Source organism: Acetoanaerobium sticklandii (assembly GCF_000196455.1).
Lineage (GTDB): Bacteria > Bacillota > Clostridia > Peptostreptococcales > Filifactoraceae > Acetoanaerobium > Acetoanaerobium sticklandii.
Genome location: NC_014614.1, coordinates 530,711 through 544,101, shown reverse-complemented (window position 1 = coordinate 544,101; position 13,391 = coordinate 530,711). Strand labels below are relative to the sequence as shown.

11 protein-coding genes are annotated in these 13,391 nt (G+C 35.2%); 3 read left to right on the top strand and 8 right to left on the bottom strand.

Features of this window, described 5'->3' with window-relative positions; genetic code table 11:
• The first annotated feature begins 3 nt into the window (after positions 1 to 3).
• Positions 4 to 1,443, top strand: a complete 1,440-nt coding sequence (locus tag CLOST_RS02445) for a nicotinate phosphoribosyltransferase (RefSeq protein WP_013360686.1) — start codon at positions 4 to 6, stop codon at positions 1,441 to 1,443.
• A gap of 168 nt (positions 1,444 to 1,611) precedes the next feature.
• Here CLOST_RS02445 and fsa read toward each other — a convergent pair whose 3' ends face one another.
• The 3 genes from fsa to galU all read right to left on the bottom strand — a co-directional run bounded on the left by fsa (position 1,612) and on the right by galU (position 5,175).
• Positions 1,612 to 2,259 carry a fructose-6-phosphate aldolase gene (fsa, locus tag CLOST_RS02440; RefSeq protein ID WP_013360685.1) on the bottom strand — a complete coding sequence of 216 codons (648 nt, stop codon included), beginning with the start codon at positions 2,257 to 2,259 and terminating at the stop codon, positions 1,612 to 1,614.
• A 16-nt stretch (positions 2,260 to 2,275) separates the two neighbouring features.
• Positions 2,276 to 4,201, bottom strand: a complete 1,926-nt coding sequence (locus CLOST_RS02435; RefSeq protein ID WP_013360684.1) for an S-layer homology domain-containing protein — start codon at positions 4,199 to 4,201, stop codon at positions 2,276 to 2,278.
• A gap of 98 nt (positions 4,202 to 4,299) precedes the next feature.
• Positions 4,300 to 5,175, bottom strand: coding sequence for a UTP--glucose-1-phosphate uridylyltransferase GalU (galU, locus tag CLOST_RS02430; RefSeq protein WP_013360683.1), 876 nt, complete (start codon positions 5,173 to 5,175; stop codon positions 4,300 to 4,302).
• 140 nt (positions 5,176 to 5,315) lie between these two features.
• Between galU and CLOST_RS02425 the strand changes: the two genes are divergently transcribed.
• Positions 5,316 to 5,537, top strand: a complete 222-nt coding sequence (locus tag CLOST_RS02425) for a DUF1659 domain-containing protein (protein WP_013360682.1) — start codon at positions 5,316 to 5,318, stop codon at positions 5,535 to 5,537.
• A 14-nt stretch (positions 5,538 to 5,551) separates the two neighbouring features.
• Positions 5,552 to 5,767, top strand: coding sequence for a DUF2922 domain-containing protein (locus CLOST_RS02420; protein ID WP_013360681.1), 216 nt, complete (start codon positions 5,552 to 5,554; stop codon positions 5,765 to 5,767).
• A 34-nt stretch (positions 5,768 to 5,801) separates the two neighbouring features.
• Here CLOST_RS02420 and CLOST_RS02415 read toward each other — a convergent pair whose 3' ends face one another.
• From CLOST_RS02415 to CLOST_RS02395, 5 genes are all read right to left on the bottom strand, one after another.
• Positions 5,802 to 8,945 (bottom strand): efflux RND transporter permease subunit, encoded by a 3,144-nt coding sequence (locus CLOST_RS02415; RefSeq protein ID WP_013360680.1) that lies wholly within the window; start codon positions 8,943 to 8,945, stop codon positions 5,802 to 5,804.
• Between the two features lie 3 nt (positions 8,946 to 8,948).
• On the bottom strand, positions 8,949 to 10,106 hold the full coding sequence (locus CLOST_RS02410; RefSeq protein WP_013360679.1) for an efflux RND transporter periplasmic adaptor subunit: 1,158 nt from the start codon (positions 10,104 to 10,106) through the stop codon (positions 8,949 to 8,951).
• A gap of 44 nt (positions 10,107 to 10,150) precedes the next feature.
• A complete protein-coding gene (locus tag CLOST_RS13435; protein ID WP_013360678.1) occupies positions 10,151 to 10,765 on the bottom strand; it encodes a TetR/AcrR family transcriptional regulator in 615 nt (204 codons plus the stop codon).
• Between the two features lie 349 nt (positions 10,766 to 11,114).
• The gene (locus CLOST_RS13430; RefSeq protein ID WP_013360677.1) at positions 11,115 to 11,990 is read right to left on the bottom strand and encodes a copper amine oxidase N-terminal domain-containing protein; all 876 of its coding nucleotides are present in this window, start codon (positions 11,988 to 11,990) and stop codon (positions 11,115 to 11,117) included.
• Between the two features lie 193 nt (positions 11,991 to 12,183).
• Positions 12,184 to 13,389, bottom strand: a complete 1,206-nt coding sequence (locus CLOST_RS02395; RefSeq protein WP_041487080.1) for an ABC transporter permease — start codon at positions 13,387 to 13,389, stop codon at positions 12,184 to 12,186.
• Positions 13,390 to 13,391: the final 2 nt, after the last annotated feature.

Genomic DNA, 13,391 nt, shown 5'->3' with positions numbered 1-13,391 from the left:
CATATGAGAAATTTGACAATGCTGACAGATTTATATCAGCTAACTATGATGAATGGATATTTTAAATCCAATATTCATGAAGATATTCTAGTATTCGATATGTTTTTCAGAAAAAACCCAAGCTCTGGAGGCTATACTATAATCGCTGGCATAGAGCAGGTAATCGATTACATCGAAAACCTAAAATTTTCTGAGGAAGATATAGACTACCTTAGAAGCTTAAATTTGTTTGGAGAAGATTTCTTAAGCTATCTTATTAACTTTAAGTTTACAGGAGAAATATATGCAGTAAGAGAAGGTACAATAATGTTTCCAAATGAGCCTATAGTAAGAGTAAAAGCTCCTGCTGCTCAGGCTCAATTAATAGAAACAGCTATACTAAATATGGTTAACTTCCAATCGCTTATAGCAACAAAAGCCTCTAGGGTATGCTACAGCGCAAACGGTGACCCTGTTATGGAATTTGGGCTAAGACGTGCTCAAGGACCAGATGCTGGTCTTTATGGCGCTAGAGCTGCTGTAATAGGTGGATGTGTAGGAACTTCAAACGTCCTTACTGGTCAAGAATTCGAGCTTCCTATACTTGGAACTCATGCTCATAGCTGGGTGCAAAAATTCCCAACAGAGCTAGAAGCATTTAGAGCGTATGCAACTACCTACCCAGACAAGACCATGCTGCTTATCGATACCTACAACACTCTAGAAAGCGGACTTCCTAATGCTATAAAGGTTTTTGACGAGTTAAGAGCAAATGGTCATGAGCCACTGGGCGTTAGAATAGACTCTGGTGATTTAGAATATCTTTCTAAGGAAATAAGAAAAATCTTGGATGACGCTGGATACCCTAATGTCAAGATAACAGCATCTAACGACCTAGACGAATATGCTATATCCACTTTAAAATCACAAGGAGCTAAAATCGACATCTGGGGAGTAGGAACAAAGCTAATAACTTCTAGCGACTGGCCATCACTTGGTGGTGTATACAAGCTAAGTGCGGCTATGGAAAACGGTGAGCTAGTACCTAAAATTAAGCTATCTGAGGATCCTCAAAAAATAAATAATCCAGGTTATAAAAGAGTAGTTAGAATTTACAACAAAACTACAAACAAAGCTGAAGCTGACCTTATGATGCTTGCTGATGAGACTATTGATGAATCAAAGCCTCTAAAAGTCTTCCATCCAGTTTATACTTGGAAAACTAAGATTTTCTACAACTACTACACAAAAGATTTGCTTGAGCCTTTGTTTATAGATGGCAAGCTTGCTACTAATAGATATAAAGTAAAAGAAATAAAAGAATATGCTCAAAAAGAAAAGGATTCTTTCTGGCCACAATATTTAAGAATTTCATCTCCAGAAAGATACAAAGTAGACTTATCAGAAAAGCTTTGGGAGCTTAAAAATGATCTTATTGAAATGAGAAAAAGAGATCAGCAATAACTAAAATTCAAATCTTAACATATTATATTTTATCAATCACTTTTCTAAAAAAATAAATCCTAGATTACATCTACAAGCTGTTAGTTGTAGATGATGATAATCTAGGATTTTTTATGAGTAATTTAAAGCTATAGAATTTAATAATATGAAAGCTTTATTTCTAGGTTCTTATTTACCAAATGCGCCTTCCCAGTCTTGCATAAATTTCTCGATTCCGATGTCAGTAAGCGGATGCTTTGTCATTTGCTTTAGAACTCCAAATGGAATAGTTGAAATATGAGCTCCAGCTAAAGCTGCATCAGTAACGTGCATTGGGTTTCTAATGCTTGCAGCAATCACCTCAGTATCATAGCCATGAATATCAAATATATCTACTATATCTCTAACCAAATTCATACCTTCAGTTCCTATATCATCTAGTCTGCCTAGGAAAGGGCTAACATAAGTAGCTCCTGCTTTAGCAGCTAGTAGGGCTTGATTAGCTGAAAATACTAAAGTAACATTAGTCTTTATGCCTTCCTTTGAAACAACAGACACTGCTTTTAAGCCATCTACAGTCATAGGAATTTTCACAACTACATTTGGATGAATTTCAGCTACTTCTCTAGCTTCTAAAATCATCTTTTCTGCCTCTAGGGATATAACCTCTGCTGATATAGGTCCGTCTACTATAGAGCATATTTCCTGAACTACTTCATTAAAATCTCTTTTTTCTCTGGCTACAAGCGAAGGATTTGTCGTAACTCCATCTACAATCCCCCAACTAGCTGCTTCTCTAATTTCTTCAACATTTGCTGTATCTAAAAATATCTTCATCTTCTTCCTCCTAGTTTTAATAGTACTGCATGCTAACCATGATTCTAGTAGCATCAAGACCGCCTAGTCTTTCTATGCCAACTATAGTTACTTCATCACCTTTATATATCTGTCTTGCTCTTAAGGTGTTTCCAGTTTTTATATCTTCAATCATAGTGCTACTATCATAATACACTTTTATAGTATTTCCATCTGAATCCTTCATTTCGATAATTCTGTCTCTGTCGTCATGATATACGACCTTTCCTACATACATGGACTGCTTATAGCTTCCATCTGCAGAAATTTCTTCAATTATATTGCCGTCTAGATAAACATCCACTTCATAACCTAGCTTAAGGTCATTTACAGATGAGCGTCTGCCATCTATTCTAACTTGCGTATTTATATTTACATCTAGGGTATAATCCTTATTATCAGAATCCGCAACTATAATTTGAGTCTTAGTTGAAGAAATAAGAATTTGCTTAATTACCCCTTTTCTTATTCTAGACTTGACACTCGCAGCCTCTATTGATGTGATTTTTCCATTTTGCATTACGGCTGTAATTTGGTCATTTATACCAAGCTCATTTAAATTGTATACTCTTGAGCCATTTTTAGTAATAAGAGCATTGTCCGCAACCTCATACTGATTTTCTCTATTATTTTCTTCTATTACTACACTACTACTTCTAATATCAGCCACTGTGCCATATACAGTTTTGTTTGATGAATAGGCTTTAACTTCAGTAGCTTTGCCTGAAAGCACAAATATTTCTATCTGGTCGTTAGCTCTGATTTGAGATAAATCAACATTTATACCATCCAAGGTTATCTTCGTAGTAGCATCATATACATAGCTTTGAACCTGTCCATCTGATAGAAGCTGAATTGTTGTTCCCATTCCAGTTCCACTAAATACACCTGTAACCTTTTGTTCCTTATCAGCTATAATTATATTTCTCGCCTTATTGCCTTCCTCATAAAGAACTTTAACTTTATCCTTAATTTTTAAGTCTGAAAGACTTGCAGGTGAATTTCCTATCTTTATTTGAATCATAGAATTGTTATTTCCAAATGAGTGAAATACTCCTGACGCTGAGGAAATTGTAAAGCTAGTGTAATCTCCAACAGAGGTCACAAGCTCAACGGTACCGTCCATGACACTTAGCGAATTATTAACAACAGCTTGAGTCCCTGTAGAAGGAATCGTGCTAGGCATTTGCACATTTGTAACGTTGTTGCTATCTACTTGAGCAGTGTCAGTATTAATAGTCGGTGATAACTGACTCACATACTTATATGCATTGGCTAACATTACAGCCATCTCAGCACGTGTGACCGGTCTTTGAGCACCAAAATTCCCATTTTGATCTCCACTTTCACCTATGATACCTTTTTTTATCATTACATCTATATAAGGTATTGCTTGAGCTGGTATTGTTTGAATATCTTTATATTTCAAAACAGCTGTTTTTCCAAGCTCTGACTCCCAGTTTAATGCTCTTACCATATAAACCATAACCTCATAACGAAGTGCTGCATTTTGAACATTCTTTTCTGACTGATTCATTATTTTTGATAAAAAATCATCTGTCCCTGGAATTATGTTATTCTCAACAGCAAAAACTACATAAGGCCACGACCAGTCTGGAATCTTATAGCTGACTAGCTTGCCTTCCCATGCATCTTTTTTAGATGCGTAAATCTGGTTTATCTGATTAACACTGAACATCTTACTTATCATAATTATAGCTTCTAGCCTACTTACAGATTTATCTGGCTTAAAGCTCCCATCTTCATACCCACTGATAATTTGCTTTTCCTTTATGTTTTGAACATAGCTTTCAGCCCAGTGTTTTGACATGTCAGTGTATGATGCTGCAAATGAAGTTGCAAAGCTTGAAAATACCATTGCACTGCAAAGCAGTATCGATGCTGCTTTTTTTCCACGTGTCATAGCTACCCCTCCTCTAAGTTCACTTAAGATTCAACCCTAATTTTCAATATTTAAATATAATTATAATGTAAAATTATTTCTCTAAGACTACAATTTTATTACATATTGCTGCTAACGGTTTTTTTCATATATTCTAAAAACCCATCTCTAAGCTCAGGGTTCTTTAGTGCAAAGTCAACAGTAGCTTCTAAGAAACCTAGTTTGTCTCCAACGTCATAGCGCTTGCCTTCAAATACATAGGCATACATAGCTTGATTCTTGCACAAAGTCTTTAATCCATCGGTAAGCTGAATTTCTCCATTTTTGCCTGGCTTTGTATTTTCTAATATATCAAATATTTCTGGAGTTATTATATATCTTCCAAGGATTGCTATATTTGATGGTGCGGTTTCTATATCTGGTTTTTCTATTAAATCCTTAACTTTATATATACCATCTTCTATATATCTTCCATCAACAATACCATACTTATTCACATCCTCATTTGCTACCTGCTGTACTCCTAAAATCGTAGTATGGTATTCCTCGTAGGCTTCTATAAGCTGCTTTAGACATGGTTTCTCTGCATCTACTACATCGTCGCCAAGCATAACAGCAAATGGCTCATCCCCTATAAAGCTCTTAGCGCAGTGAATCGCGTGCCCTAATCCATTAGGCTCTTTTTGCCTTATATAATGTATATTAATCATATTGCTTATATTTCTAACCATTTCAAGTAAATCTAGTTTTCCTTTATGTTCTAATTCTAGCTCTAATTCCACAGATTTATCAAAATGATCTTCTATTGATTTTTTATTTCTTCCAGTAATGATAAGAATCTCTTTTATACCTGAAGCTACTGCTTCTTCTATTATATATTGCAGGGTTGGCTTATCAACTATAGGGAGCATTTCCTTTGGCTGTGCTTTAGTCGCAGGTAAAAATCTAGTCCCAAGTCCCGCAGCCGGTATTATAGCTTTCTTCACAGTCTGCATAATATCCTCCGTATTTTATTAATATTTTCAATATGTTTATATCCATATCTTTAATATTATATCACATTTTTATGTAGTTTACTTTTTAACCAACCTTTTTGAACTTTCATGCATATACACTTGTGAAAGGAGGGAGTTAAATGATAGAAAAAATTTCAATGCCAAGCTCAATTAGACTCAAGTATCTTACAGGCGTGGATACAGATGGGAAGGAAATGTTTAAAACAAGAACCATAAACAACATAACTTCATCAGTAACTGATGAACTGGTTTATGGATTAAAAGCTATGCTTGAGGAAGTTCAAAACTCGCCTATAGCAGAATTCACAAGAATCGAAACAAGTAAAATTACACAAAGCTAATAAGGAGGTAAATCATGGAGACAACATTAAATCTAGTATTTGAAAAAGCTAGCGGTAAAAAGCACACTATGCGAATTGCCGATGCAAAACTCAGTCAAGACCCTGTTAAAGTCAAAGCTTTGATGGACTATATAGTAGATAATAATCTAATCTACGTAAAAGATGATGCTCTAGTTGCTGCTTTAGAAGCTAATCTTCAAAATGTTACAGAAAATCCAATTGAATTATAGGTAATAAAAAAAGTGGTGCAATGCACCACTTTTTTTATGCTTGTTCGTTTGCTAGTTTTTTCTTATTTTTTCTATTTCCAAATTTTGATTTTAGATTTTTAAATCTCCTGCTTCCTCCATCAAAAACTGTGTATACTACAGGTATAAACGATAGAGTAAGGACAGTGGATAGTGAAAGTCCTCCTACCACGACTATAGCTAGAGGTGCTATAGTGTTTGAACCTTCTCCAAGCCCTATCGCCATAGGTAAAAGTCCAAGAACTGTAGTAAGAGTGGTCATCATGATAGGACGGAATCTATCCTTACCTGCCTTGATTATAGCATCATTTCTTTCCATTCCTTTTGCTCTTAGCTGATTGATATAATCTATAAGCACGATTGCATTATTAACAACTATACCTGCTAGCATTATAATTCCTATAAATGCAGGTAGTGAAAGTGCTTTACCAGTTATAAACAATCCTATGAAGCCTCCTGAAAGTGCAAATGGAACACTTAGCATTACAGTGAATGGATGAAGCAAGGATTCAAACTGAGAAGCTAATATCATATATACAATAATAAGCGATAATAAAAGTGCTAGAACTAGACCTGAAAACGCTTCAGCCATCTGCTCTTGTTCACCACTAAATTCATATGAATAACCATCAGGCAGAGGGTATTTTTCAAGCTCTTTTTCTATATCTGCAACTACAGATCCAAGGTCTCTATCACTAATGTCTGAATTCACACTAATAGTTCTAACTTGATTTGCTCTAGCAATTTGAGTAGGTGAATTATCAAACTCAATATCAGCAATCTGACCTACTGTAACTTTCTTACCAGATGCAGTAAATATTTCAATTTGCTTCATATTTTCTATTGAGCTTCTTGTTCCTTCATCTAGTGATATAACTACATCAATCTCATCCTCGCCAGTTTTTAAGGTAGTTGCTTTTACCCCTTCAATAGAAGCTTTAAGCCCATTTGCTACTTCTGCAACGCTTACTCCATACATAGAGGCTCTATTTCTATCAACAATTATTCTAGCTTCTGGTTCTCCTTCTTCAACGTCTAGTTTAACTTCAGTAGTGCCAGGAACATTTCTTATGATATCTCTAAATGCTAATCCAAGATCTTCTAAGGTTTCAAGATTGTCCCCTTTTATAACAACGCTAATCGGACTTCCTTGAGCTCCACCACCACCAGACATAGAAGAACTTTCATTCACTTCTATCTTAGCTCCTGGTATCAATTCAACCTTCTTACGAACCTCTTCTACAATCTCCTTTGTAGCTCTATCTCTTTCATCACTATCTTTTAGATTAACGCTTACTTGAGATGAATTAGTGGCCGATAGTGAAAATTGATTTCCTGTGCTTCCAATATTTGAAAACACATCGTCTTTTTCAGGTATTTCATCTACTATAGCTTCGACCTTTTTAACCAAGGCGTCCGTATCCTCTAAGCTTGCTCCAAACGGCATTTCAATATCAACCGTAAAGCTTCCTTCATCCTCAGCAGGGAAAAACTCAGACCCAACCATAGATACAAGTGCTACAGATGATATAAGTAGAGCAACAGCTAAAATTATTGAAAGCTTTCTGTGAGACAGAGCAGTTCTAAGTAACCCTGAATACTTTTTAGCTACCCAGTCTATTCCATTACTAAAAACATCTAGAACTCTACCTAAGCTAAATCCTTTATGCTCTCTTTTTTTCGTTTCACCGACTTTTAGTATTTTTGCACTAAGCATAGGAACTACTGTAAGTGCAACAACCAGCGACGATAAAAGTGAGAATGTAACTGTGTATGAAAGCTGCTTGAATATAATCGCCGTAAATCCTTCTACGAAAACAATTGGAAGGAAAACTGCTACAGTAGTTAATGTCGAAGCAAAAACCGCCATACCTACTTGCTTTGTTCCCTCAATTGCAGCTTTTTCCATTTGATAGCCTTCTTGCTCAGCTAAACGGTAGATGTTTTCAAGCACAACAATCGAGTTGTCAACGAGCATCCCTACTCCAAGTGCCAATCCACCAAGAGATATAAGGTTTATACTTAAATCAGCAAAATACATAAGTGCAAAAGTTGTTACTATAGATACTGGTATTGCTATACCTACAATAAATGTAGATCTTATATTCCTAAGGAAAAGGAATAAGATTATAACAGCTAAAAGTCCTCCTCCAACTGCACTAGCTACAACATTGCTGATAGATTTGTTTATAAACTCACTTTGGTCCATAGCAATTTCCATATTTATATCTGGATATTCTGCTTTTAATTTACCTACTTCTAGTAATACAGATTCAGCAACCTTAACTGTATTTGCAACTGATTGCTTACTTACACTAAGAGAAATACTGCTTTCTCCATTATATCTAGACATCGAATTAATATCTTTATATTTTTCTTCAACAGATGCAACGTCATAAAGTCTTATACTCTCTCCACTTCTAAGTGTAAGCGGGATATTTCTTATTTCATCTACAGTTCTAAATTCACCTGTAGTACGTACAATCAGCTCTTGATCTCCTCGTTTAACTGTCCCTCCAGGAAGATTTAGATTTTCACTTCTCAGCACATTTTGAATCTGAGCTATGCTTAGGCCATATCCTGAGAGCTTGGCTTGATTAAGTTCAACTCTGATTTCTTTTTCTTTTCCACCAGAAGATGAAACTGAAGCAACTCCATCTAGTCTTTCTATTCTACTTGATATATCATCTTCAACTATGCTTTGAAGCTTATCTATAGGCATTTGAGACGACATACTAAGTGCTATTACTGGCATTGCGTTAGGGTCAATTTTAAGCACCATAGGAGTTCCTGATCCATCAGGCAAGGCTCCTTTTACCATATCAACTTTTTCTCTCATCTCTAGAGCTGCAAAGTCCATATTGGTTCCATATTGAAATTGAACTATTATAATTGAGCTTCCTTGTCTAGAATAAGAACTTATTGCATCTAAATCCGAAACCGTTGAAAGTACTTGTTCTAGAGGCTTTGTTACCAGAGTTTCCATCTCAGCTGGAGCTACTCCAGAATAATCCACACTAACTATAGCTACAGGGACTTCTATTTCGGGATATAAATCCACCGGCAACCTGTTTAAAGACACAAGCCCTAGAAGTACCGCTATTAGCATTAACATAACTGTTGTTACTGGTCTTTTAACCGACATTCCCGATACAAACATAATTTATTCCTCCTGCTTTACAACGCTGACTAATGCCCCATCCTCTAGGAAATTTTGTCCTTTTACAACTACTTCCATACCTTCGTTTAAGCCTTCAGTGATTTCTACCATCTTACCATTGTCTAGCCCTGTCTTTACTGAAATTAATTTTGCTTTATCTTTCTCTATAATATAAACAATTGTATTTCCTTCTTTTACTACCACTGCTTCAGATGGAATAGCTATTACTTGATTTCTAGACTCTGTAGTTATATTTATCTCTGCAAACATACCTGCTTTTACTTCGCTAGGTGGGTTTGAAACTAAAATTTCCACAGGATATGTCAAGCTTCCTTGACTTGGAGGTAGTATTTCCTTAACTTTACCTGATAAAATAGTGTCTCCTGCTGATTTAACATTAATATCCATAGCTTCTCCAACTACAAAATATTTAATTAAATTCTCTGATACATCTACCTTCATAGTGAGATTCGCTAAATTAGAAATTTTAATTGCTGGTCCCCCTCCAAATACATTTCCTGAATTTACATTTACAGCTGTTATTGTTCCGCTTATAGGTGCTGTAACAGTAAAATCACCTAGTGCTATATTGGCATCAGAAAGGCTTCCTTTTGCTGTATCTACAGCAACTTGAGCTTGATAATACTGAGTCTTTGCAAGCTCTAAACTAAGTGGTGAAGCTGCAAGTTCTGCTTGCTCTAGCTGAGTAAGTGGTATAGCTCCTGCATCATAAAGCTGTTTGCTTCTTTCATAATTAAGCACTGCGTTGTTGTATTGCTGCTCAGCTCTTTCCATAGATATTCTGGCAGTTTCTACTGCTGTTTGAGCATTTTCAACAGCTGCCTTGGCATTTCTAACTGCTGATTGAGCATTTTGAGAATCCAAAGTAAAAAGCACTTGTCCTTTACTTACTACTTGTCCTTCTTTTACAGAAACGTTTGTGACCTTGCCCATAACCTTCGGCACCACATCTACCTCGTCAGATGCTTTAAACGAACCTGATATTGTCGTTTCAACCGATATATCATCAAGTACAGACTGCATAGTTTCTACTGTTATCTTCTTTTCTTCTACCACCTCTGGTTCAGCCTTTTTACTGCAGCCTGAAACTACAAGTGAAATCATCAAGATTCCAGAAATCAAATATTTAAGTTTCTTCATAATTACCTCCTAAAATGTATCGTAAATGTTATCGTGTGCTAAAATCAGTTTCTATTTCTAACTCCATTTAAGAAAATATCAATTGCTATTTTTACGTCCTCCTCAATACTTACATTTTCATCTCTCATGCCATGTACATGCTCCATAAAAATAACAAAAATCATGCCGGAGAAGTATCTCATAGCGCTTCTTGTATTTATATCATCTCTAAATACACCACGCTTAAAAAAGTTATCAAAGGATTTTGTTAATATATCATTGACCTTTTCTCCTATTTCTTTTCTAAATAATTCCTGAATCTCATTATGAAATGAAAGCTCATTCATAAATATCATGATAATGCTCTTATGCTCCTCCATGAGTTTGTATCTATTCATTACAAGCTCATATAAAAATTTTTCTATGGATTCATCCTTATATTTCTCAGATAAATCAACGAGAGGCTTAATCGCAATATCTTCTGCAAACATCTCTATTCCATAAGTTGCTATATATAAGAGCAAATCTTTCTTAGTTGCAAAATATCTGAAAATAGTACCTTCAGAAACTTCAGCTCTTTTTGCTATCTCACTAGTAGATGTAGCTGAATATCCTTTCTCACAAAACAATTCACAAGCTGCAGATGATATTTTCAATTTCGTCTGCTCCGATTTTTTCACTTAATCAACTGCCTTTCTATACAGAAATAAATATTAAAGTCCACGAAGTAATATGTAGTTATCAGTATTTCTATAAGTCCTTAGTGGATTATAAATAAAAATAAGTGAGTGCTCACTCATTTTAAGAATTACTTTTCTATTCTACACCACATAGCGCTCGGTATCAATAGTAAAATCACATAATTAATGCAATTCTAATGTTAAAAAAGAGTAACAAAAATAAATTGTCTAAAAATAACTTTTTAGCACAAAAAAACTTCCAAATAAGATGATGTAAGTATAATTACACTATCTACTTGGAAGTATTTTATTCGAAATTCTTATTGATTTAAAATCCTGCTATTTGAAATTACTTTGAAACATAAGCTTTTGCAAACTCTTCATACGAAACTGGAGTCATCGCTAGAGTCTTTTGACCAGTGCTTGAAGTATCTTTTAGCAGTATGATTTTCCTGCCATTATAAGTAAGCTCTTCCATATTAAAGGTTCCACTGATTAAATCTGAGCTTATGGTAACTGAGCTTCCACTTACAGTATAAGTACCTTTGCCTATAGTACCTGAGGTGATTCCTTTGATATCTGCATTCATTGAGCTGTTAAACTGAATAGCAAAACGCTGTTTACTTAGGTTTTCAGCAACATAGGTCCCTGATAGTACATTTGATTTTGGAGCTGTATCCTTTGCTGGTGCTGTAATGCCTGGAACAGTAGGTGGTACTACTGGGTCTACTACAGGAGGAACAACCGGGCCCACTCCTGGTATAGTAGGCTGAAATATATCTGGAGCTAGCCCCGTAGATACGTAAGCAGCATAATTAACACCATCCCACGCTACACTTGAGCCTAAATATGATGAAGCAAAAGCAAGTGGCACCATAGTTCTGCCATTTATAATCTGAACAGGAGTGTCCATAGTAACTGACTGTCCATTTACCTTTGCACCTGTTTTATTAATAAATAATTCTACTTTTAAATCCCCTTTTGTACCTGTTACCTTTTGCTGAGGTTCATCCCAAATAACAGTAGCTCCAAGAGCTGAAAATAAAGCATTAAATGGAACCATAGTTCTACTGTTTCTAATCACTGCCGGCTGGTCAGTCATAAGTGGAACCCCATCCACAAATATCTGTACTGTAGAAGGCGCCGCTAAGCTTGTAGTTGCTGTTATTAAGCTAAATAAAGCTAAAAATATAAAAATAAAAATCGATTGTCTGAACTTGTTCATCATGACCTCCTGAAATGATATAAGCGCACAAACCATATGTGATTTATGTTTCATTTGTTTTGTATAAATTGTAATAGCCAAAGTAAAAGAGAGTAAGTTTACTCTCTTTTTATACTTTATCATTATAAATCAAATATACTATATTTATGTTACAAATTAATAACTAATCCAAGATATTTTTTATACAATCTGCTTATTCATAACGAAGGGCATCTATAGGGTCGAGTTTTGCAGCTCTGTTTGCAGGATAAATTCCAAAGAACATACCTACTACAGCAGAAAACACTACGGCAATAATCACTATCCCTGGTGAAACAACTGGAGGAACTGATAAAACTAGTGAAACAATAGAAGCAAAGACTATTCCAAGAGTTGTTCCTATTATCCCTCCCGTTGCCGAGACTATCATAGACTCAACTAAAAACTGGAGTAAAATGTCTTTTCTTCTTGCTCCTAAAGATTTTCTAATACCTATTTCCTTAGTTCTCTCCGTTACGGAAACTAGCATAATATTCATAATACCTATTCCTCCTACCAAAAGGGAAATAGCCGCTATAGCTCCTATGGCAAGTGAAAGAGTGCTCAGTATCTGATCTATACTATTTTGCTCGCCTTGAGTTGTATTTACAATATAAAACCCAGGCTCTCTTTTTTTCATTTTAGCTAGAAAATTAGCAATACTATCTCCTACTTCTATGGAAGATTTAGATTCATTTATTTTCATATCTATACTACCCATGTACATTAGCTGAGATGAAAAAATCGAGTAGGGCATATACATTGTAGTGCTATCAGAGCTCATCATTCCATCAAAAATGGATTTTTTCTTTTCATATACACCTACTATTTTAGCATCTGCTGGCTGACCTTCTACAGATATTCTAATAGTTTTTCCAACAGCGTTTTCTCCTGGGAAAATTTTATCTGCCATAGCTTTATCCACGACACTTACATATCTTCTGGATTTGATATCAGCCTCTGTAATAAATCTTCCTTTAACAAGGTCCATATTGACCATTTTTTCATAGCCATTTGCAACGCCTTCTGTACTAACCTTTGCTTTTTTTCTTCCACTTATAGCTTCAGTGTTTTCATAAGTAGATGGAGCAAGATAAACTATATCTTCCTTATATTTTGCTTTTACTTTATCTATGTCTTCCATTGTAAAGTAATCCGAATCTCTTATTTCTTCCGAGTAAGGCATGTAAATTACTACTCTGTTTTTTCCAAAGGCTTCAAACTCTTTTGCAATAACAGCTTTTGAGGTTTCACCTAAAGATGCTATGGTAATAACCGATGAAATACCTATTATTATACCTAGCATAGTCAAAAATGACCTCATTTTATTAGCCCGTATACTAGACAGGGCAAGCTTTATATTTTCCATTATAAGTAACATTT

Coding starts and splice junctions, on each gene's coding strand:
- CLOST_RS02445 (WP_013360686.1), top strand. CDS start 4: ATGAGAAATTTGACAATGCTGACAGATTTATATCAGCTAACTATGATG.
- fsa (WP_013360685.1), bottom strand. CDS start 2,259: ATGAAGATATTTTTAGATACAGCAAATGTTGAAGAAATTAGAGAAGCA.
- CLOST_RS02435 (WP_013360684.1), bottom strand. CDS start 4,201: ATGACACGTGGAAAAAAAGCAGCATCGATACTGCTTTGCAGTGCAATG.
- galU (WP_013360683.1), bottom strand. CDS start 5,175: ATGCAGACTGTGAAGAAAGCTATAATACCGGCTGCGGGACTTGGGACT.
- CLOST_RS02425 (WP_013360682.1), top strand. CDS start 5,316: ATGATAGAAAAAATTTCAATGCCAAGCTCAATTAGACTCAAGTATCTT.
- CLOST_RS02420 (WP_013360681.1), top strand. CDS start 5,552: ATGGAGACAACATTAAATCTAGTATTTGAAAAAGCTAGCGGTAAAAAG.
- CLOST_RS02415 (WP_013360680.1), bottom strand. CDS start 8,945: ATGTTTGTATCGGGAATGTCGGTTAAAAGACCAGTAACAACAGTTATG.
- CLOST_RS02410 (WP_013360679.1), bottom strand. CDS start 10,106: ATGAAGAAACTTAAATATTTGATTTCTGGAATCTTGATGATTTCACTT.
- CLOST_RS13430 (WP_013360677.1), bottom strand. CDS start 11,990: ATGAACAAGTTCAGACAATCGATTTTTATTTTTATATTTTTAGCTTTA.
- CLOST_RS02395 (WP_041487080.1), bottom strand. CDS start 13,389: ATGTTACTTATAATGGAAAATATAAAGCTTGCCCTGTCTAGTATACGG.